The sequence below is a fragment of the Prevotella veroralis genome (assembly GCF_018127765.1).
In the GTDB taxonomy this organism is placed as follows: domain Bacteria; phylum Bacteroidota; class Bacteroidia; order Bacteroidales; family Bacteroidaceae; genus Prevotella; species Prevotella veroralis.
This window is the reverse complement of the sequence record NZ_CP072330.1, coordinates 764,900-787,216: the sequence shown is the minus strand read 5'-3', so window position 1 is coordinate 787,216 and position 22,317 is coordinate 764,900. Positions and strand designations below refer to the sequence as shown.

Sequence of the window (22,317 nt, the reverse complement as noted above, 5' to 3'; positions counted from 1 at the left end):
AGAGGATTTATTACTGCTGATTACTGTACACCAGCGTCAGCTGCTGCTGCTAGTGTCTCAGGAGCTTGAGCGCCCTTTACAAAGTAGTAGCATCCATAAAGAGGGTAAGCCCATGCAGACTTTTGCTCTTTGAGAGTGTCAAGTTTCTTTGCTGTCTCGAGATAAGAGATAGCCTTGTTATATACCTCATTAAACTGAGCACGAGCAGCTGGAGAAAGAACTCCCTTAACAGCAGCTACACGCTCTTGAGCCTTATAGAACCAGCACTGACCAATTGAAGCATTGATAGCAATTCTTGCATTGTCATCCTTTGCTTGTTCCAAAGCCTTAGAAAGGTAATTAGCAGCTGTCTCATAGTCTTTCTTTTGACTTGCAAACTGCCCCATCATTACTAATGCACCATAACTATTAGGATTCTTTGCTAATGCTGAATTTACGATTTCTTCAGCCTTATTTTGCATACCAAGTGCACTATAAGTAGAAGTCAATGTGGTCAATACTGCATCATTCTCAGGATCTTGAGCATAGATACCAGCGAGCTTGTCAGCATAATTTAAAGAATCCTGACGTGTCTTGAGCTGTGAACCTAAGATGGCTAGCTGTAATTGTTGAGCATCTTTTGCACGATCCTTGCTCTTCAAAGCATAAGATACATACTTCTCTGCCTTCTTGAAATCCTTATTCTGATAAGCATAATATGTAGCGAAATAAGCAATCTCATTTAAGTTCTCATCTTTTGACTTATCGAACTTTGAAAAGATTGGATCATCCGCTGTATCTACATAGCGAGCAAGGTATTTATAAGCATTTGCATCGTCCTTAGCTCCCTGGAAGTAAATACCACCATTGATTAACTGACCACGAAGAGGATAAAGCTTATCAGCTAAGTCACTATATCTTGGCTTAACTTTACCTTTTGCGTTAGGCATGTTGTCATACTTAATTACCTCAGAAGCGGCATCAAAAGCCTGACCTACAGCCTCATATAAGCCCTTTTCATCGACAGGTTTATTTCCTTCTTTGCCCATTTGCTTGTTAGTTTCATTCTCAAGTTGGACACCCTGCTCTGCACTTACCTTCTTCATTGCAAGCTCAAATAGCTTATCATAGGCTTTGGCTTTCTCAGCATTATCAGTAATCTGAGCAAGATTAGAATTCAATAATTCTGCAGCTTCGGAATAAGTCTGCGCCTTCAAGATAGCCTTCAATGGTTCACTGTCTCCAGCGAATGCAGCTGATACACTAAAAAGCATCATTGCTGCGATCATTAACTTTTTCATATTGGTTATAATTTTAAAAGGTTTATAATCTTATTTTACATTTAATTCCTATTTATTCCATTCAGAGACAATCATTTATCATGACAGATATTTGTTAGATTCTTCATGAAGAACGACTTCTCTGAATGTGGAATATAAGAGTCTATATACTTTTTTAGATGATATAATGTGCCAATGGATTAATCGAAATTGACTGGGGTTGTATCTGGCTCACCAACTTCAGAAGATGAGTTTATGTCACTCTTGATTTCTTCACTGGTTTTAGCCCATTGTTCACGACTATCATCCTCAACCTGTGACTCCATCTCTGAACTCATCACCTTACAAACAGATGCGATAATATCATTCTTCTTAGCGAGGTTTATCAGACGTACGCCTTGTGTTGCACGACCCATTACACGGCATTCAGCAACAGACATACGAATAACAATACCGCTCTTGTTGATAATCATCAAGTCGTTGTCATCGGTAACGTTCTTAATAGCAACAAGTTTACCAGTCTTGTCCGTAATATTCAGCGTCTTAACACCCTTACCGCCACGATTGGTTAATCGGTAGTCTTCTACCTGTGAGCGCTTTCCGTAACCCTCTTCAGATACAACCATAACCGTCTCGTTAACAGGGTCATTAACAACAATCATACCAATAACTTCATCCTGCCCATCTTCGTCCAGACGCATACCACGTACACCTGTAGACACACGACCCATTGTACGAATATTTGACTCATCGAAGCGACAAGCACGACCATTGCGGTCAGCGATGATAAGTTCGTTATGACCATTTGTCAGACGAACGTCTACAACCTCATCACCATCATTGATGTTGATAGCAATCACACCATTGGTACGAGGACGTGAATAAGCACGGAGAGAAGTCTTCTTAACGACACCTTGTTTTGTTGCAAATACTACATAGTGAGAATCGAGGAACTCATCATCATCCAAGCCTTGAATACGCAAGAATGCGTTAACAGAATCGCCTGGATCAAGTGAGAGCATATTCTGAATAGCACGTCCCTTTGAGTTCTTATCGCCCTCTGGGATGTCATAACACTTCATCCAATAGCAGCGTCCCTTACGAGTAAAGAACAACATCGTCTGATGCATGGTTGCTGGATAGATATATTCGGTGAAGTCTTTCTCACGTGTGCGAGCACCCTTAGAACCTACACCACCACGAGCCTGCTCCTTGAAGTCTGCAAGCGGAGTACGCTTGATATAACCAAGGTGGCTAATGGTAATAACAACAGGGTCATTAGGATAGAAATCCTCAGCATTAAACTCATGCTCATCAGGGATAATCTCTGTACGACGGTCATCGCCATACTTCTCCTTAACCTCCTGCAACTCTTCCTTCATCACTTCCTTACAACGCTCAGGGTTATTAAGAATCTCTTGCAAATCTTTAATGGTTTGCATGAGTTCCTCAAACTCCTGATGCAATTGGTCAAGACGTAGACCTGTAAGCTGTGACAGACGCATATCAACGATTGCCTTTGACTGAAGCTCATCAAAGTCAAAACGTTTCTCAAGGTTTCTTTGGGCATCTGAAGGTGTCTTGCTGGCACGAATAATATGTACAACCTCATCAATATTATCACAAGCCTTAATCAATGCCTCCAAGATGTGTGCACGTTCCTGTGCCTTCTTCAAGTCGAATTGTGCACGGCGGATAGTAACATCGTGACGATGCTCAACAAAGTATTTTATGCACTCGCGAAGGCTCAACAGACGTGGACGACCAGCAACCAATGCGATGCAGTTTACAGAGAAAGAGCTCTGTAATGCTGTCATCTTGAAGAGTTTATTCAAAATAACATTTGCATTCGCATCACGCTTCACATCAACAACGATACGCATACCCTGACGACCCGTTTCATCATTGACGTTAGAGATGCCCTCAAGCTTACCTTCCTTCACGAGGTCAGCGATATATTCGATAAGTTGCTGCTTATTAACTCCGTAAGGAATCTCTGTCACAACAATCTTATCATGGTTTTCATCGCTCTCAATCTCAGCCTTAGCACGCATTACAACGCGACCACGACCAGTCTCATAGGCATCTTTAACGCCCTGAAGACCATAAATATAAGCACCTGTTGGGAAGTCTGGAGCAGGAATAAACTCCATCAATCCGTCGGTAGAAATCTCCGGATTATCAATGTATGCACAGCAACCATCAATAACCTCACCGAGGTTGTGCGTAGGAATATTTGTTGCCATACCCACGGCAATACCATTGCCACCATTTACAAGCAAGTTAGGAATCTTTGTAGGCATTACAGCAGGCTCACGCAGCGTATCGTCGAAGTTGTTGACCATGTCAACCGTATCCTTCTCGATATCGTCCATAACGTGCTCACCCATCTTTGAGAGGCGGCACTCAGTATAACGCATCGCAGCAGCAGAGTCACCATCGACAGAACCAAAGTTACCCTGTCCGTCAACCAACTTGTAGCGCATATTCCATTCCTGTCCCATACGCACAAGCGCACCATAGACTGAAGAGTCACCATGTGGGTGATACTTACCAAGTACCTCACCAACAACGCGGGCACACTTTTTATAAGGCTGGTTGCTAAAGTTACCGATACCGCGCATACCGAAAAGGATACGGCGATGAACAGGCTTGAAACCATCACGAACATCAGGGAGGGCACGTGCCACAATCACCGACATAGAGTAGTCGATGTAGGAGCTTTTCATCTCCTCCTCGATGTTGATCTTCATAATTCTGTCCTGATCAATTGTCTGATTTTCGTCCATTTATATTATTATTGTTATTAATTCCTTGATAGCAGCTTTTACGAGCTTATGTCTTTGGGACTAGAATTGTCTATAATAGTCTTTATTTCCTTTCTAAGCCGTTTTGCATGTATTTTCGAGGCGTAAAGGTACAAAAAAATAATTATACAACAAACGCTTAGAACTAAAAAGAATGATATTTTAAGATAAGTTCGTCTTAGATTAACTTCAAATTTCTATAACTGGTAATATATGCTCTATTCATTGGCAATTGTACTTTAACTTAAACATCTATCGTTCTTTAACTTAAACATCTTTTGGACTTATACTTAATGAACAACTTTATACTCGCTTGTATAGTCTATTATACAAATGTGTATAACTAATTATACAGGCGTGTATAACCAATTATACAGACGTGTATAATCAATTATACAAACGTGTATAACATCGTACTCTAACTTAAAATACCTTCGCACTTCAAGTTAGAGGTCAATCTTTCTTTAACTTAAACATCTATCGTACTTAGATTTAAGTAGTCTTCATCTACTCCCATAGTACCCAACTATGTTGTACTATATCTCAAAACAAAAGAGGGTGTGTCAAAATGGACACATCCTCTTTTCTACTCCTCTTTACTTCATCTACCGCATAATTCGTTATTTACTGCAGCTATGCCGCTAATTTCATATAAAATGATTTGTTGGGCTTCCAATAGCTTATATAAACTTCTATAGAGCATCTGAAGGTGACTAAAAGTACCTCCATAATAGCTTTTAGCTCCTTGAGATTATTTTTTTTGCACATTTTTCCTATGTTAAAGGCAATAGCAAAGAAGGCAAAGTCCATATTGACCTTGTCTTTTCCCAAATGCCTAAATCTCTTGTAGACTTTATTATATTTTGTTTGTCCAAAAACAGCTTCAGGTTCTATGCACCTTCGTCCTCGATGCTTGATGCCTTCTTCCGAGGTCAGTAGTTCCCGTGCCTTTTGTTTATAGTACTGTAGTTGGTGGTTTACTTCTATAATTCTGTTCCCTCTTGCCTTAAAACATGAGCCTCTCAACGGACAACCATCACAGCGTTCTGCCTGATAACGTACACTGTAAGTAACGAATCCATTAGAGGTTAGGGAACGCTTCATGCCTATACGCTTCATATGCTGTCCCATAGGGCAGACGTAGAAATCCTGTTCCTTATTATAATAAAGGCTTGCAGGACAGAATGGGTTAGGTGTATAGCGTGGATGCTGCTCTTTATGGAAGTAGTTATACTTCACATAGGCTTCCATATTATGTACGTCCATGAACAGATAGTTCTCCTCGGAGCCATACCCTGAATCGGCTACGACTGTCTTGGCATAACGATGGTAACGTGAGTTGAAGGACTCCAAGAAAGAAGGAAGTGCGAGCGTGTCTGTACGGTTAGCATAGAGTGCAAAGTTGGTGATAAACTGGTTCTCAGTTGCTATCTGCAGATTATATCCAGGCTTAGTCTGTCCGTTCTGCATAGCATCCTCCTTCATGTGCATAAACGTGGCATCAGGGTCGGTCTTGCTGTAGGAGTTTCTCTCCCCCATAATCTCAAGGTGTTGGTCATACTCTTGGAGTTTATTACGTTTCTTCTCAAGCTCTTTAAGCTGTTTTTTCTTGGTTCTAACAGCCTGCTTCTCTTCTTTTGTCTTAGGCTCAGGGGATGATTCCAAAGACTTGTTCAATTCCTCGGATATCTCATCGAGCAGAGCTGCAGTAAACTCGACACCTTCTGTCTTAGCGGCATTGTCCTGCGCTATGACATCATCAACCTGAAGCAAGAGTGTGCGTATTTGTTCCTGCAACTTGGCGCGGTTCTTTTCCACGGTTCTCTTCCAAACGAAGGTATACTTGTTGGCTTTCGATTCTATTTTTGTGCCGTCAATATATTCAACGTCAAGACTTATCAAACCTTTGGCTGCAAGTACTAATACCACTTGTGTGAAGATATTGTTGATTTCCTTTTTCACACGATTACGAAAACGATTGATGGTAATAAAATCAGGCTGCTCATATCCTGCCAGATAGATGAAATGAATGTCACGCTTGAGAAGCGACTCTATACGACGGCAGGAATAGATATTATTCATATAGGCGTAAAGAATAACCTTGAGCATCATTTGTGGATGATAAGGCTTGCGACCACTGGGCTTATAAAGCTTGTAGACATTATCCAACATAAGATTATCCACCAAGGCGTCTAAAAGACGAACAGGATCATCTTCTGCGATATCCTTATCGATTCTTTGAGGAAAAAGAATCATTTTCTTGTGTATGTAAGAACGAAAGTGTACCTTTGTCATAATGAGATTTTTTTGTATGCCTAAAGGTACAAAAACTTTAGGAAAATAGCAAAGCCCTGGCTTGAGAAAGTCGGGGCTTTGTGCATAAAAAAGAGTGTGTGGCTATTTTGACACACCCTCTTTATCAAGAGGTGATTCCGTTGGGGTCTGTGCTATTTCTTGTATATTGTTGCAAATAAGGCTTTTATAAAAGCACTTTGTTCGTGCGGTATCACAATGGGGTACGCACTTTCTTCAAAAACATCAAACAAATATCAACTTTTAGATTAAGGAAGAAAGGTTTCAGTCCCCATTGTTAAAATATAAGCACTCATACAATGTGTAATATTAAGCTCTTACACCCATACAGCGTAGGGTTATTTCCTGCTAACCTTATCGGGTCTTGGCTGATGTAATTACCAATCCTCGGGTCATAATATCTGAACCTGTTGTAGTATAGGCGAGTCTCATCGTCCTCATACTGTCCCAACTGGCGGAAAGGGATGAAGTCACGGATATCTTTTATGTTTCGAAGGTCACCATAAATATCATAGTCAGCCTGCCAAACGACATTGCCATAACTGTTGTATGCTTCCACTGGGCGACCCATATAGTCGCTGATGATCGTGTAGCGTTCACCGTTCTGTATCTTTGCCACAGGAACGTATGAGCCTTCCTCATAAACCCATGTGACAAGGTTATCTACCGGCTCTTCACTCTGCATACGGATACGGCCAAACTCGTCAATGCTATGCTGTGGACGGTCCTTCTCCTCATACTGCCACTCCTGCACCATCACATTGCCGTCCCAGAGGTAACGGAAGACGTGACCATTGAAGAGCTTTGCCGTGCGACGCCCAAGGGCATCATATTCGAAGCGGACAGTCTTACCATATGGAAGCCGCACCTCTTTAAGCATACCGTTACCATACCATTCATAGGCATAGTCACCAGTCTGCTATGCAAGATGTGTGCCACTATCCTCCGACACCTCGTGGTTCGGATGCTGTGTCAGTCCACGACGTGGGGTCTTCAATATGAGGTTGCCCTCTACGTCATAGAGATAGTCATAATGGCGGTCACGGAGAATCCTGCCGCCCTTGCCGTATTCCCTGTCCCTACGGTCACGACTGCGGAAGACGTTTCCTGTGGCATCAGGCATACGATAGTCGTCCGTACCGTCCTCATAACGGGCACTCATCAGACTGCCAACCGCATCATAGGCGTAGGTTGTCCTACCGCCCGTGATTCCGTCTATCACACTCTGCAGACGTCCTGACGTATTCCACGCATAGCGGCGATCGTAGCCGTCCTGACGAAGTGAGCGACTCTTCTGTGAAATGACATTACCGTAGGCATCGTAGGTACGTGTCATACGGATGCCACCAGAGAAGATCTTCTCTATCTTCAGTCCCTCGCTATCACGTACAATCTTCTCTTCCCTGTTCTCACCACCACCATTGGCTGCCGTCACACGGCTGAGCAATCCGTCCTCATCAAAGCTATTCTGTACGACCGAACCAAGCGAAGTCCTTGTCTCAATACGGTTCCCAAGGTCATCATAGATATTCTCTACCGTAGTACCCTTGTCACTGGGCAGACCACCACTGAAACACTCCTTGACAACACGACCGCCCTCGTCATACTCCATAGAAACGCTGCCCGTAGCATTGCGTGCCTCAGTAAGTCTACCGAGCGCATCATAGCTGAAAGCTTCTATCGTGCCATCACTGAAGCTGATGCGTGTCAGCCGTCCCCGCTGGTCATACTCGTATTCCGTCCATCTGCCGCCAGCCCTTTCCTCACGGATGACACGTCCGGAACGGTCACGCATATACCTGCGGTACATTCGGTCAAAGCCAGTCTCGCCGACAATCTCTCCACGAAGGTTGCGGTCAAGAGTATATTCCTCACCATGCTCGTTGGTAAGCATACGGAGACGGTCCATACGGTCATAGGCAAACGCAGCACGCTGCCGTCCTCGCCCTCACGCTGGAGGATGTCGCCCATCGGCGAATACTTATACTTCACACGGTGAAAACCCTCACTCGCCTCGACCACATCCTCATAGGAGTTGTAGCGGAGGTTCGTCGTGCGCTTACCAGTAGTGATAGAAGTAACTCGGTTTAAGCGGTCATAGCGGAACGTCTGTCTTGCGCCAGCAGAGGTAAGTACAGAGAGGACATTACCCTTGTGGTCATAGTTCCACTGTGTTCCCACTCCCTTCTCATTCTTTACAGAGACAAGGTTGTTTTGCTCGTTGTATTCCAAGTGTACCGTCCTGTCATCAAGACTTACAGAAGACAGCAGTCCATGCGTGTCATACTCAAAGAAAGTAGCTCGGTCATCGGCTTCTATGACGGCAGAGAGCTGTCCCTCTCCGTTGACAGGCGTACCATCTTGAGAAGGTTCATGATAAACAAGGACACGACGGTTGCCTAAGGCATCTGTTTCAGTTATCAGTCTGTCTTCCTCATCATAGGCACGTGTCTCCTCCGTTCCTTCAGGATGAACAACACCTGTAAGATTACCACGTTCATCATAGCAGTAGCCAGTCATACGTCCTTCACCATCCCACTCACGGTAGATCTCATTATATTCTATATATTCGTAGCGTTCACGTACGCCCGGCTCATCCTCCACAGAAGTAACAAGCTGTTCAGGGGTGTAACGATAAATCGTCTTCTCGTTCTCACCATTGACAACTACGTTATAGCCTTCTTCTGGGTGATATTCTATCCAGCCTTCCTGGTAACCGCCCTCACCCCAGGTATGTATGCAGCGGACCTTCTTTCCTTCTCCCTGATACTCCCAATAGAAAGTCTGGCCGTCCCTGTCGGTCTTCGATGTCATAAGATGGTTCTCATATTCAATATGAGTGGTCTTGCCCATGGCATCCGTGACACCCGTCATATCACCCGCCTCGTTATAGCTATACTCGACGAGCGTCTCGTCCTCGTGTCCGTCAGCAGACAGGAGTACTACTCTTCTTACCTCCGGGCAACGGTCATACTCAAGGCGTAGCTTTCTTCCTGAAGCATCAGTGATTTCCTTCAGTTTTCCTGCTACATATCGGAGCTGTATTGTCTGTCCGGAAACATTCCTGATGGATGTTAGTCTCCACCTGTCAGCTTCTGCAGCATTGACCCTTGCATAAGTCTTGGTAATACGGTTTTTATGGTCATAAGTTTCAAAAAACTCATGTCCACGACGGAGTGTCAGATGCTCAGATCGGATATAGGCTTCTTCTCCCTCGGAAAGCATAGGGAAGCCCAAGACCCTTCCGTCCTCGATACGCACACCGATAGCATCCTCCTCAGGGTCAAGGATTATATCAAGGTCATAGTTGTTCTGACAGCCATGACCGAGGATGCCCACATAGTCATTACTGCTACTCCACTTCCGCTTCCATTCAAGTGGCATAATCCCTTGAAAGGCAAAGTCAGTACCCTCATAGACTACTGCTCCACTCACAAGATTCACCGGTTCAAAACCCAACTTACAAAGCAGAGAACTAAACCGATTATCTTCTCCTACTATCTTCTTCATCAGCTTGTTTGCACCTATTCGGGCATATCGCATGATAGCACCAAAGCCAAAACTCATGGCAAGCCCTTTCAGCATACCAGCCCAGTCAGGGACAAGCGGATCACCAATATTTACAGGTGCTCCGTAAGGAATAGGAAGCGAACCTGAGAATGGAGCATATCTGGTTGGAATAAGATCCCAGAATTTCTTATGTCCAGGCTGTATCGACAAAGGTATTCCTATATCGCTACAAGTCATTACGAAGTATCCTTTTCCACTCAGTCGAGAACCTTCTGCGTAGACTCTTTCTGCTCCAAAAAAGTTCATTGAATCATGACCGATAAGAGGTGCCATTGTAAATATACCTACTATAGGGATGTGAACAAGTGGAATAATAATACCTTGCGTATCAGATACTCCTCTCTTGAATCCATTTACATGAACTGTGGCACCGATATATGGAATATAGTCCATCGGATCCATAACGAAACCAATAAACGGATGAAAAGCATTCCATGATGTCATAAAATGGATGTCAATCCCTAATATCGGGGTCAGATGTGTATCAACTAAATTCATCTATACTGGGTTGTTTAGGGTTCTTTATTTGCTGGAACTGTAGGGTGGCACGAGATGCCCACTCTTCACCATATATTCTGTTCATTCTGTCTTCAATATCTCGTCGTTCATCTTTTGTCAGCTTTTTATCATAGAATAAGAGGAAAGCTGCAACAAGGAAGGATTCTGTATATTTGTGGCTTTCTGCTTCCATCATTGAAAGATGTGGAAGGACTCTACGAAGAAGTATGGAAGCACTCTCTTTTGTGGAATTTAGAATGGAGGCAACTATAATATTCTGGCAAACTCCCATAGCACCGATAATATCGTTATGAGAAAGACAATAGTCCATCGCCTTCCCGAACCAGTTAAGTCCTTCATTGTGCTTGCCAATATAGTTTAAATATGAAGCCTTATAGGTATAAAGAGTAACGGTCATAGCTGCTACTGAACCGTCTGACTGGTGGGAATCACACAAGGTTATACCCTTATCCAGCAGTGCAAGTGCTTGTCCATCCTTGTAACGGAAAAGGAAACCAGCATAGACGATATAGGTGTAGAGCCACAATGATGCCTGACCGGATGCACGACCGATATCCAGCAGACGTTCTCCAAGATTATCCAACTTACCCCTTTGGTCTCTGGAGGCAGCCTTACCCATCTCAACCATAATTTTTCTGATCTTTACGTTTGGATCTTCGGGATTGCCTTGTGTAAGCAGTTCGTTATAAGCTCTTTCCATATCAAGGTTATTCAAGTTTATGGTCACACATTGTTTTTTAAGGCTGGAAGCCAGTGAACTGTAAACTTCTTTATCCGTATAATCAATAACAAGCAGTGCAATATGGGAAGGAAGTGATTTACAGAATTCTGTTAACCATTTTTCAAGCTGGTCATAACCACATAATAGTCTGGGAACAAGTCCGAGAAGAAGCATGCTCCGACCGTGATTTGGAAGGCTCTGACTGAAACTATCCAAAACCGAAAGCAATAACGGCTCCTGATGAACGTGGTCAGCCTCTTTCACCTTGGCAAGATATCGGGTGTGTTCCTTCCAAGGGAGTTGCGGGAATTGTTCCAGTGCACGTGCATACTCTTGAAGCCAGTCATTACAAAGCTGCCATGCGAACGTCTGTGGATCAGAAAAGTCTGTCAGCATCACTACTGGTGTCTCTTCTATCTTACCGTAAGGTGATGACTCTAATTTCAAAAATCCATTGACAATGGGAAGGTCTGCCTCCCTGATTGCAAGTCTGACAAGTTTATAACCTGACTTTCCTGCCATTCGTTCCTTCCAGATACCCTGTATTCTGCCTATCCGTTCTGCTATTGGGTTATGTTCGTTTGACACCATATAAAATACTAATTGAGATTGATGGATCCGCTACCCTTGACAGTCGTCGTAATGGATTCGATATCTGCAGCCACTTTACCCTTAATACTTACAGTGTTGCCAGCATTGATGTTTACCTTGTTTGCTTTCTGTTCGACAAGTGCATTGCTCTTGATCTTTACAGACTGCGTACCTGTTGTAGTGTATTGCTTTGTTGTCTGTTCGATAGAGTCCTTTCCATCTACCGTGATTTTCTTACCATCAACCGATATATCCTTGCCGTTTATCTTTATCGTTCCATCTTTGTGTAACTCAATGGTAGCACTACCACAGGAGATGAGTATTTCCTCAGACGACTTGAACGTGGCATTTCCAGAACCATCCATGAAAATACTCGTATTACCTGGGTCAGCTAATGTAACGCTGCCCTTTGAGTCATCAAGTTTCAGTGAACTGCCACTGCGTGTGGTGAGGCTCTTGCAGTTGTTGCCCTTGCCGCCGCCACCACCTGTCGATCCGTTGAACAGGCTGCCCATGACATAGGGACGGGAGGGGTCGCCGTGACGGAAGCCGAGGAGGACTTGGTCGCCTACTTCTGGGATAAATACAAATCCACGGTTGCTTCTTACGTCCTTACTACTACCGCCATCAGGTGTCATCACATGCACCCAGCCAGTCTGCATACCATCCGTCTGCCAGTTCATACGTACACGAACGCGGCCCTTGCCCTGTGGGTCTGCATTGCTGAGCACAGTTGCCATCTGTGTTTCAGCTAATGGCATACGAACCTTTGGACTTGGCAGTGCTTTTATCGTTGCAGGGATAGCCTTGAAGCGGTTTTTGTAATAACTTCCTTGGCTCACCTCGTGTGTTATCTCGATGATGATAAAGTTACCCAAGCTCTCCTTTGATATATTTCCTACACGTTCCAAGAATGAGCTGTAGAGACTTATAACGGAACCTACACGCAGGGTAGAAACCTGACTCTCTGCTGTGATGTAATGTGTCTCAGCAGTTTCAGCCGCTTGCTTACGCCCCATGTAGTTAATAAGCTCCGTCTCATTGCTGACACGTGGCAGTGCATGCTGTCGTGCGGTTTTTGAGAACATACCTAATGATGCACGGAAAGCCTCACCCGCAAGTTTGTCATGACCATATGCCAAGTCTGGCGTCATACGTTGCATCTCACGGTCAGCACCAGAGTGATAAGAGAACACCTGCTCAGAGCGTGCGAGGGTCTGTAAACCAATGTCAAGTGAGGACAGTGTTGTTCCATATTCCAATATTATAGGGTCAGCCAATTTCCTTGGTTTACCAAAGATGAGTTTAGTTCCATCGAAATACATCCACTCTTGATACTGATGAGCAAGACGACGGATAAAGTCGAAGTCAGACTCTTCATACTGGCAGATAAAGTCTTTGGTTTCCTTGAATGCAGGATTCAACTCTAATTGCACCTTAGCTTGTTCGCACAGCTTTTTCACTACATCCCCAATGGTTCTATCATTCCATGAGAAGCAGCTATGAGCCGTTTCCATTCTGTAAGTAGCAGAGTAGCCAGAAACGATGATACATTCAAAAAGAGGGGACCAAGCACTGAAATTCCAAATGCTTGTAATCCATATCTTCCCCAATTTCCTTTATTACTTCCTATCATAATATCCCTTTAGATTATTTTTCTTCAAACAATCTTTCGAACTCGTCTTCGGGTAGGAGGTAACGCAAGTAATACTCTGCAAACTTATAGTTAACAGAGTCTGGTGTGTTACGCATACGTTGAACAGCCTTGGGAGGGAGATAAAAATCTACCATAATTTCTCCAGGGAAAAGACTATCTTGCCTTAACGCATTCTTATTCCGCTCTTCTATATCATCACCTGAGATAATCCTATGTAGAAAAACTGGCATAGGTTTTTCTATCGTTCCGTATGATTTATCCTTCCATTGTTTACGATTTACATAGACTGATAGTACCATGTTTGGACGTATTAAGTCATTTTGAACACCAGCTGCATCATAATGACGATTGTAAAGCCCAACAAATTCATCTATACCTACGATCCATATAATCTTAAAATATTTCTTGTATTGTGTAATATAATATTGTTCAAAGCTTGCATATATCCTCTGTTTTTGTTTACCATCACCTGTCAAAACTTTTGTTCGATGAGGTATTTCACCAGATGAGAAGTCGTACAAGTTAGTGGGTAGCACTATTTTTATACTATCCCACTGACTTACGTATGTCTTTGTATATGCCACAGCATCACGATTACCCTTAAAATGTTCAATGATAGGATTAATAAGATAAAACAAGAGGAGGCCAAGCACTGAAATTCCAAATGCTTGTAATCCGTATCTTCCCCAATTTCCTTTGCTACTTCCCATCATAATGAACTTTTAGATTATTTTTCTTCAAACAGTCTTTCAAACTCGTCTTCGGGTAAGAGATAACGCAAGTAATACTCTGCAAACTTATAGTTAACAGAGTCTGGCGTGTTGCGCATACGTTGGACAGCCTTGGGGGGGAGATAGAAATCTACAAATCTTCCTCCAGGTTGAAGACTATCTCTCCAGAGTGCAAATTTGTTTCGCTCTTCTATATCATCACCTGAGATAATTCTATGTAGAAAGACTGGCATTGGCTTTTCTATCGTTCCGTATGATTTATCCTTCCATTGTTTACGATTGACATAGACTGATAGCACCATGTTTGGACGCATCAGTTGACATTGTATACCTGCAGCATCATGACGACGTTGATAATGCGCAATAAATTCATCAACACCTTCTATCCAAATTAACTCAAAATATTTCTTATATTGTGGAATATAATATATTTCGTTTACTGCAACTATTCGGTTTTTGTCTCTGTAGGATGACAACGTCTTAATATGACTTGAACCTTCCTTTATTGATTGTTCTAACAAGTCATTAGGTAGTATGAGCTTTATACTATCCCATTGACTTACATATGTCTTTGTATATGCTACAGCATCACGATTTCCCTTAAAATGTTCAATGATAGGATTAATAAGATAAAACAAGAGTGGTCCAAGCACTGAAATTCCAAATGCTTGTAATCCGTATCTTCCCCAATTTCCTTTGTTACTTCCCATCTGAGACTATTTTTGATTTTTCTTTATCTAAACGATGTATTCTTTCTATATCCAAAACAGTACTTTTGGTCATATCATACTCTTCTTCCTTGAATTTACTGTCAATAAGCATATTAACCGCAGCACCACCAATACCCATTCCAAAGCCAATTAATCCTCCTATAAACTTCCCTTTTGCTTTTTGAGCCTCTTTGGTAGCCTGATTTGCTAATTTTTCTTGATGGTTTGCCTTTTGACGTGCACCTTTAGCTCGTCCTTTCATTTTATCACTCGAGCTGTTAGAAATCTTTTGCTCTCGTCTTGCAGCTTTGCCTTCTGCTTTTTGATGCTTTTCGATAGCTTTAGCTTTGTTCTGTTTACTTTCTTTATATTTACCCCAATTCTCCTTAGCGTCATTATATGTTCCTTTTCCTCTTTTCTTTTCAATACCTTCTTCCTTTGCAATATCATAAGCTTCGTCCTCAATCTTTTCTTGGTAATCATATTTAAATTCTTTGTCTTCGTGTAGCATCTCATACTGATCTATATTCAGGTCATCATCAGCATATCCGTCAAAGCCATCTTTTAAAGTCGCAATCGCCGTTATAGCCATAGAAACAGGGTTAGCAGCACCTGTTGCACCACTTATCATACCTTGGTAAAATTGCCCCCACCATTCTTTATTTATTATCTCACTATTACGATCAGCTATCATACATGCAGCATGTTCAGCTAAACCATCATCAATGATGAGCGTAATGATTCCTCCCTGTGGACATGGAATAAAAGAACTTGATAATATGGCTTGTTCTCCTTCAATGATTGTACTTGGAAGTCCCATATCCCATGTAGCCTCTAATGATGCGTCACATAAATGTTTTAAATCATATCCCAACTTTAGTTCACTACCTATTAGAATCGCATCTGCAATATAGACAGATACCGTAAGTGCGGCTAATGATTCAGGTAATATAGCTGCTCCGATGCCAGCAACAATACCTGCTGCTAAACCTCCTGTTGCAACTGTTGCAGCTATAAGAGCAATAGCTCCTGCTACAATAAGAGCCCCTGCTGCGATACCAAGAATCGAAGCCCTAACTCCTTCCCATTTCATCTGTGGCATTCTACATTCAAAACAATTGCTGATTTTGGTGTCTACAATACGTAGCACTGGCTTGTCTTCCTTTGTCAATGCTGTACAAATTCTTGAGGGTGTACCGATTCTCAATGGAGAAGGAATTGTCATATTGGTACAAACAACGTTTGTTCCCATTTTAATATATTGTTTGCTCATCTTGCTAAACTATTTTACGAATTTTACAGTGGATTGTTAAGCTCAGATTATTAACAATTTCTTCAATGATATAGCATTCCGCCTCCTGAACATATCTTTCCTTCTCATTTAATAACACATGAGAATTAAATTGTGCATCATATGAAGAGAAACTATATTGAATAGTAGGTTTAAAACGTTCGTCATACTCCTTCTTAATACGTTCAGAGAGTTTTACAGAATCTGAAACAGAACTCTTAAGTTCATAAATAACAGACTCTACAGATTCTTTCTGTATACGAGGCGTAAGTGTCATCGGAAACTTTACACCTTGAAATAGTTGTGATGGAAATTCTATATCTGTTGTTGCTGCGTAGTTAGGCTTACCAACAAGATAGCCATCAAATAACAGCAGGAATATCATTTTTCCATAGAACTCAGCCATTAGGAGTTTTTCGTCTACGATAACTTTTTCCATCGAGTCTATAAAAGCATTAACATTCTCTTTTGTGTCAGCTGACCGAAGGAAACTGTAATTATCCAGCATGTTCTTCTTATACTCCTGCCATTTCTCAACAATCTCATTGTGATTGACAATACCTGCCATTTTACCAGTTGCCATATCAATATCAAAAACAGACTCGAATTTTAGTTTTTCTAAGTCTATAATCATCTCTAAAGGCTTCTGATAGCTTGGTGGATAAACAGAAACAAACTGCTCCAGCAGTTTACAATAAGCATTCATTGCTGGACGTTTAAGATTCTCTACCCACTCAAATTGATAATCTGACTTTGTTCTGATAGTACAAGCTGGTACACCATTTAGTTTTGTAATGATGGTTTGCTCACATCTATATTTATTTGTTTTTAGGCGCATATTATCTTTTTCTGCGCACTGTTCATGTACCTCTTGCCAATATGTTTTTTTCATAAATGAAAACAAAATGTTAGTTAATCTTCACAGGGTCACCCTTCAAGGACAGTTTTGGCCCTTCAATATCGGTTTCACCGTTAATCTTATTGTTTGTTCCTGTTACAGTGTTGTTAGTTCCTGTTATAGAATTATTCTCAGCCTCCAAGATTATATTCTTACTACTGATTCGTACTTCGTCTCCTTTGATTGTAATTTTACTACCACCAACCGTTAATGTAATCTGTGTTTTACCAGAAAGGTCAATGTTTCCACTACTATCCATTGTAAGAACACTTGATCCGCCTTTTCCTACAGATGTTGTAGCCTTAGAAGCTGCATTAAGACTTTGATTACCTGCACCATCAAAGTTCATACTTACGCCTCCCTTGTCGTGCAATGTAACGCTACCTACAGAGTCATCAAGTTTTAAGGAACTACCTCGGCGGCTGGTGAGGCTCTTGCAGTTGTTGCCTTGACCACCGCCACCACCTGTAACTCCGTTAAAGAGACTACCCATAACGTATGGTCTTGCAGGGTCACCATGGCGGAAGCCGAGGAGGACTTGGTCGCCTACCTCTGGGATAAACACAAAGCCGCGGTTGCTCTTTACGTCCTTACTACTACCACCATCTGGTGTCATCACACGCACCCATCCCGTCTGCATTCCATCTGTTTGCCAGTTCATACGCACGCGCACACGGCCCTTACCCTGTGGGTCGGCATTGCTGAGCACAGTTGCCATCTGTGTCTCAGCCAATGGCATACGCACCTTTGGACTTGGCAGTGCCTTTATCGTTGCAGGGATAGCTTTGAAGCGGTTTTTGTAATAACTTCCTTGGCTCACCTCGTGTGTAATCTCGATAATGATAAAGTTACCTAAACTCTCCTTAGATATATTTCCTACACGTTCCAAGAATGAGCTGTAGAGACTTATAACAGAGCCTACACGCAGGGTTGGCACCTGACTCTCAGCTGTGATGTAATGTGTCTCAGCAGTCTCAGCCGCTTGCTTACGCCCCATGTAGTTAACGAGTTCCGTCTCATTGCTGACACGTGGCAGTGCATGCTGTCGTGCGGGTTTTGAGAACATACCTAATGATGCACGGAAAGCATCGCCCGCAAGTTTGTCATGACCATATGCCAAGTCTGGTGTCATACGTTGCATCTCACGGTCAGCACCAGAGTGATAAGAGAACACCTGCTCAGAGCGTGCGAGGGTCTGTAAACCAATGTCAAGTGAAGACAGTGTTGTTCCATATTCTAATCTTATAGGGTCAGCCAATTTCCTTGGTTTACCAAAGATGAGTTTAGTTCCATCGAAATACATCCACTCTTGATACTGATGAGCAAGACGACGGATAAAGTCGAAGTCCGACTCTTCATACTGGCAGATAAAGTCTTTGGTTTCCTTGAATGCAGGATTCAACTCTAATTGCACCTTAGCTTGTTCGCACAGCTTTTTCACTACATCCCCAATGGTTCTGTCATTCCATGAGAAGCAGCTATGAGCCGTTTCCATTCTGTAAGTAGCGGAGTAGCCAGAAACGATGATACATCCAAAGTCACTTCCCTCTCTGTGTAATTGTACATTTGTCACCACACCAACAAAGATAGGCTTGTTAGCCGCTTTGACCACGATACTTTCTCCGAGCCAGTCCTTGCTGCTATTGATATTATGTACATATCTATTACTACCCGTTTCCAGTTCAACAGACATTTGGAATCGGTGGTGTTTACCTATGTTTTGTTCGATTTGTAGAGAAATAAAAGAAGAAAGAGACTTCTTTCCTACGCTGATAGTAATGGGGTTGAAAGGAATTGACATTGGTTGTTTGTTTTGAAAATTAAAAGCTAATTGGCTTATACGGCATTACATTTAGAATCTCAAGGGAAAGCAATCGGAGTATGTAGGATAGTAAAGTTCCCCCTCGCTTGAGTAAGAAACGAAAAAGGACTATGCCGAACACGAAAGCTCAGCATAGTCCTGATGTTTCTCAGACTTATGTGCGAGGCCAACGGTGATATTCTCAGTAGAGAAGGTCATAGCGATGGTCATAGGAGCCTCGTTGTTAACGTCGAGTGTTTCCTTGTAGTGAACGATGTAAGCATTCTTGAAAGATATCTCTCCTAAACGCATAAGCTATCTCATTTAAAACGATTTCAATACCATCTATTATATAGGTTACTCCTCTGTAGCCATTCCTGTATCCTCCCAATGCACCATATCATAGGGATAATACGGATTATCTTTTAGGTCGGAATCGTCTATGTTCATTATCTTGGCTACGGCAGCAACTTCCCATGCCCAATAGCCTCGGTAACAGTTCTTCTTCAAATGGCTATTATACCAAGGTGCATCTTTGTTCAGGTTATACCATTTCCCTATATAGTCTTCAAGTGCTTTCTTTGCTTCTTGAGCATCTGATATCTGTGTTAACTTGAAAAGTCCTTTGTACAACTTTGGGAAAGCAAGCTTATCTGCATACGCTTGCTTCTCATCTTCTTTCAATCGAGAGTTCAGCAGAAACCAAAGTAACAGGTCAGGTGTCCAGACCGGTGATTTTGCTTGCTTATCCATTTGTTTTACATAATCAATCAATTGTTTGAAGTTTTCATCGGGAATATTTAATAGTAGCCCCAATGACACATAATTCAGTATGTCTGCATAAATCGGATTTCTTTTATTAAATGCTTGTAAGAAATAACCCATAGATTTCATATAAATATGCCGCAGTTCACCAATTTTGGCATCCATAGAATACTTAGATTGAAAAATTAAGATATAACTATAGCTAATGGAACGGTACATATACAAATTTATATCTTGTGTTGTATCAATTTTAACTATAGTTTTTTTCATTATATCCAAATCTTCTTCTAAAACTTTTTCAAAATCCTTTCTAGTCTTTAATTTGTCTCTGATAGGTTTATCTTGTTCCTGCTTAGAACGGTTAAAGAAGAAATCAAATAATCCCATAATTTCTTATTCTTTCAAATGATTAAAAAATACTATCAACTAATGCTGACCCTCCCATACTACCTAAGATTCCACCAGCTATTCCACCAACAACTCCTCCAATCAGTGTTCCAACACCGGGACATATTGCTGTACCAATAATTGCTCCTAACTCTGCACCAGCCCAGCCACCCGCTGCTCCACCAATGGCAGAGCCTGTTGCTTGTTGAGTCTTATCTCCAAACTTCCCCTCTTCATTATAGGCAGAATAAATGCTATAGGCATCTATAGCAATTCCTACAACAATAGCACCTTTTCCCACAACCTTACCTGTAGTCTTAAGAACCGGCATATCATCTATGGCTTGTGATGTTTTCCACAAGAAGTCGTTAGCTTTGGTAGCAGCCTTGCTATTCGGAATACCAGCTTTTGAGCTTAGATTCTCTATCCCTTTTACAAGCTTACTGTTGGCAGTATTCGAACGAACAGAATTTATGAAGCCACCAGCTTTGCTGGGAGGATTCTCAATGGTTTCTGAAAGAATTTTCCTTCCACGCTTATAGACATATCCATCATCATCTACAGGAATGGAACGCATGTCACGATTCGTATGATTTACTTGAGTAACAGAACGTTGTAACTTGCCCTCATTATTGGCAGTTGTTATGGCTGCTGTATGACTATCCTTTACGGTTCCATTTCTAATATGATTCTCTACCCAACCTTGACTTAATTCTCTTCCAGAACTCGCTCCCGTATCCAAACTAGGGCTACGCATCGTATTGTAGGCTTTCGCATCTGTGACAAGATATTCTCCATTCTTTGTATATACTCCGTCTATGCCGCTTTTGAGAGAATTCGTTGACTGGATGTCTATAATAGGATGACTCTTACGAATATAACTCCAACCTTGTGAAGAATATAGTCTATTATCGAGTATTTCACCATAATTAGCTTTCATCGCATCATTAACCAATTCTATATTCTCATGGGCAACATCATACAATATCCTATTCTGTACAAAGCCAATACTCTTGTTATAGTCAAGCCATTGCAGAGGTGCAGCCAGACCTAAACCGCTTAGCATCCCAGTGGAAGGAACAGTAAAGTCTGCTGTTATCTTCCCTCCTTCTTTACATATAAGAGAGGCATCCTCAAAGACCAGTTTGTAGCCATTCACCTTGATTCCCTCTGCACATTTATCCCAGTACAAAGGATTAAACCTGCAAGGTTTGTGTGTCAAGGCACAGATACCAAATGGGAAGATGTTTTCATTCGGAACCATGTCGGCTTCCGATACAAAATACTCTCCATAGAGACTAGAATTATTGCTGTGAGTGACCTTTATCTGTGTTGGAATTTCTCCCTTGTCACAGAAAAGTGTACAATTGTCGGGAATATACTTCTTTGTCATAGCTTTTCCTTTATGCGTTCTCCAATGTCTCAGCCATATCTTCAGCTTCCTTCAACTTTTCCAGACCAGTCTTGCTAACCTGAATGAGCTTATGCCCAGTCAGAACTATATACCAATTTGAAACGGAAGTATTCAGAAACAATTCTGCTTCTGAAAGAGTACCATTTTTAATAAAGGTATAGTTTTCTTCAAAATCTAACGCAAGAGAAGCATCTATATTGTAAACTTTTGTCAGGTTCTTCAACATTCTTGCAAATCCCTTCCTGTCAAATCCTTTAGAATCAAGAGACGCTGTGTTTTTTATCTTCCAGACAATACTATCATCGTCCTGTCGGGAAAGAATAGAACTTTTCACATCCAAAGGAAGTGAAATGTCCCCAAAATAGTTCTTAAGCAATATCTTCTCATTCTCTGTTTCCTTATATTCCCTACGATACCATGGTTGAAAGAAAAAACGCCAAAAGCTATAGCCTCCAAAGAGAGAATTGATAAACTTTTCCTTATCCTTCAACAAAAGGGATGTACCGTCAACCAATGGATTTATATCCTGTGAATAGTTCCTTAGAATATCTGGTCTTTTCTTTTCCCATCTGTCTTTAATAAAGTCAAAATCAGATATGTCCCTAACTTTTCCGTCATAGCCCACGACTATGTCTATATCAGAATAGATGTCACATAACTCATTATTGAAGTAATGCACAAGACTGGTACCCTTTACATCGTGTCGATGCGAGCAGAACCTAACAGAGAGTGCATCTTCCCTGACCTCCTTCAGTTCAACTTCAACAAGACGGTCCAGAACATATTCTGTAATATTGTTCCCCATTATGATTCTATTGGCTGTAGTGATGAGGAAATACGCACTCTGACCAATTTCCGGCAAAGGTAATACTTTCATAATATG

Annotated in this window: 13 protein-coding genes and 4 pseudogenes; all 17 read right to left on the bottom strand. The window is 41.8% G+C overall.

Annotation, left to right across the window (positions count from 1 at the left end; translation table 11 throughout):
• Positions 1-20: 20 nt before the first annotated feature.
• The 17 genes and pseudogenes from J5A55_RS03320 to J5A55_RS03240 all read right to left on the bottom strand — a co-directional run bounded on the left by J5A55_RS03320 (position 21) and on the right by J5A55_RS03240 (position 22,311).
• Positions 21-1,280, bottom strand: a complete 1,260-nt coding sequence (locus J5A55_RS03320; protein WP_004383494.1) for a tetratricopeptide repeat protein — start codon at positions 1,278-1,280, stop codon at positions 21-23.
• A 179-nt stretch (positions 1,281-1,459) separates the two neighbouring features.
• Positions 1,460-4,048: a DNA gyrase subunit A gene (gene gyrA, locus J5A55_RS03315; RefSeq protein ID WP_004383493.1), complete on the bottom strand. Its 2,589-nt coding sequence runs from the start codon at positions 4,046-4,048 to the stop codon at positions 1,460-1,462.
• Positions 4,049-4,699: 651 nt separating this feature from the next.
• Complete coding sequence (locus tag J5A55_RS03310) at positions 4,700-6,361, bottom strand: IS1182 family transposase (protein ID WP_211802938.1); 1,662 nt, start codon at positions 6,359-6,361, stop codon at positions 4,700-4,702.
• Between the two features lie 310 nt (positions 6,362-6,671).
• A pseudogene (locus J5A55_RS12625) lies at positions 6,672-7,814 on the bottom strand (RHS repeat-associated core domain-containing protein).
• A 51-nt stretch (positions 7,815-7,865) separates the two neighbouring features.
• Positions 7,866-8,273 (bottom strand): annotated as a pseudogene (locus J5A55_RS12620) (DUF6531 domain-containing protein); the annotation flags it as partial.
• A gap of 65 nt (positions 8,274-8,338) precedes the next feature.
• A pseudogene (locus J5A55_RS03295) lies at positions 8,339-9,889 on the bottom strand (DUF6531 domain-containing protein); the annotation flags it as partial.
• Between the two features lie 544 nt (positions 9,890-10,433).
• On the bottom strand, positions 10,434-11,780 hold the full coding sequence (locus J5A55_RS03290) for a hypothetical protein (protein WP_004383485.1): 1,347 nt from the start codon (positions 11,778-11,780) through the stop codon (positions 10,434-10,436).
• Positions 11,781-11,788: 8 nt separating this feature from the next.
• A complete protein-coding gene (locus tag J5A55_RS03285) occupies positions 11,789-13,297 on the bottom strand; it encodes a phage baseplate assembly protein V (RefSeq protein ID WP_004383484.1) in 1,509 nt (502 codons plus the stop codon).
• A 133-nt stretch (positions 13,298-13,430) separates the two neighbouring features.
• Positions 13,431-14,150 (bottom strand): DUF8188 family protein, encoded by a 720-nt coding sequence (locus tag J5A55_RS03280; RefSeq protein WP_004383483.1) that lies wholly within the window; start codon positions 14,148-14,150, stop codon positions 13,431-13,433.
• A 14-nt stretch (positions 14,151-14,164) separates the two neighbouring features.
• Positions 14,165-14,878: a DUF8188 family protein gene (locus J5A55_RS03275; protein ID WP_004383482.1), complete on the bottom strand. Its 714-nt coding sequence runs from the start codon at positions 14,876-14,878 to the stop codon at positions 14,165-14,167.
• Positions 14,868-16,151 carry a hypothetical protein gene (locus J5A55_RS03270; protein ID WP_004383481.1) on the bottom strand — a complete coding sequence of 428 codons (1,284 nt, stop codon included), beginning with the start codon at positions 16,149-16,151 and terminating at the stop codon, positions 14,868-14,870. Before J5A55_RS03270 ends, J5A55_RS03275 begins: the two co-directional genes overlap by 11 nt.
• A 4-nt stretch (positions 16,152-16,155) precedes the next feature.
• Complete coding sequence (locus J5A55_RS03265; RefSeq protein WP_004383480.1) at positions 16,156-17,061, bottom strand: hypothetical protein; 906 nt, start codon at positions 17,059-17,061, stop codon at positions 16,156-16,158.
• A gap of 16 nt (positions 17,062-17,077) precedes the next feature.
• Positions 17,078-18,868: a type VI secretion system Vgr family protein gene (locus tag J5A55_RS03260; protein WP_004383479.1), complete on the bottom strand. Its 1,791-nt coding sequence runs from the start codon at positions 18,866-18,868 to the stop codon at positions 17,078-17,080.
• 129 nt (positions 18,869-18,997) lie between these two features.
• Positions 18,998-19,177: pseudogene (tssD, locus tag J5A55_RS03255) on the bottom strand (type VI secretion system tube protein TssD); the annotation flags it as partial.
• 48 nt (positions 19,178-19,225) lie between these two features.
• Positions 19,226-20,020, bottom strand: coding sequence for a PoNe immunity protein domain-containing protein (locus J5A55_RS03250; protein ID WP_004383477.1), 795 nt, complete (start codon positions 20,018-20,020; stop codon positions 19,226-19,228).
• Positions 20,021-20,042: 22 nt separating this feature from the next.
• A complete protein-coding gene (locus J5A55_RS03245; RefSeq protein WP_004383476.1) occupies positions 20,043-21,413 on the bottom strand; it encodes a PAAR-like protein in 1,371 nt (456 codons plus the stop codon).
• 10 nt (positions 21,414-21,423) lie between these two features.
• Complete coding sequence (locus J5A55_RS03240; RefSeq protein ID WP_004383475.1) at positions 21,424-22,311, bottom strand: hypothetical protein; 888 nt, start codon at positions 22,309-22,311, stop codon at positions 21,424-21,426.
• Positions 22,312-22,317: the final 6 nt, after the last annotated feature.

Bases quoted from the DNA above. Each gene is read 5' to 3' on its own strand.
- J5A55_RS03320 (WP_004383494.1), bottom strand. From the start codon at position 1,280: ATGAAAAAGTTAATGATCGCAGCAATGATGCTTTTTAGTGTATCAGCT.
- gyrA (WP_004383493.1), bottom strand. From the start codon at position 4,048: ATGGACGAAAATCAGACAATTGATCAGGACAGAATTATGAAGATCAAC.
- J5A55_RS03310 (WP_211802938.1), bottom strand. From the start codon at position 6,361: ATGACAAAGGTACACTTTCGTTCTTACATACACAAGAAAATGATTCTT.
- J5A55_RS03290 (WP_004383485.1), bottom strand. From the start codon at position 11,780: ATGGTGTCAAACGAACATAACCCAATAGCAGAACGGATAGGCAGAATA.
- J5A55_RS03285 (WP_004383484.1), bottom strand. From the start codon at position 13,297: ATGGAAACGGCTCATAGCTGCTTCTCATGGAATGATAGAACCATTGGG.
- J5A55_RS03280 (WP_004383483.1), bottom strand. From the start codon at position 14,150: ATGATGGGAAGTAGCAAAGGAAATTGGGGAAGATACGGATTACAAGCA.
- J5A55_RS03275 (WP_004383482.1), bottom strand. From the start codon at position 14,878: ATGGGAAGTAACAAAGGAAATTGGGGAAGATACGGATTACAAGCATTT.
- J5A55_RS03270 (WP_004383481.1), bottom strand. From the start codon at position 16,151: ATGAGCAAACAATATATTAAAATGGGAACAAACGTTGTTTGTACCAAT.
- J5A55_RS03265 (WP_004383480.1), bottom strand. From the start codon at position 17,061: ATGAAAAAAACATATTGGCAAGAGGTACATGAACAGTGCGCAGAAAAA.
- J5A55_RS03260 (WP_004383479.1), bottom strand. From the start codon at position 18,868: ATGTCAATTCCTTTCAACCCCATTACTATCAGCGTAGGAAAGAAGTCT.
- J5A55_RS03250 (WP_004383477.1), bottom strand. From the start codon at position 20,020: ATGGGATTATTTGATTTCTTCTTTAACCGTTCTAAGCAGGAACAAGAT.
- J5A55_RS03245 (WP_004383476.1), bottom strand. From the start codon at position 21,413: ATGACAAAGAAGTATATTCCCGACAATTGTACACTTTTCTGTGACAAG.
- J5A55_RS03240 (WP_004383475.1), bottom strand. From the start codon at position 22,311: ATGAAAGTATTACCTTTGCCGGAAATTGGTCAGAGTGCGTATTTCCTC.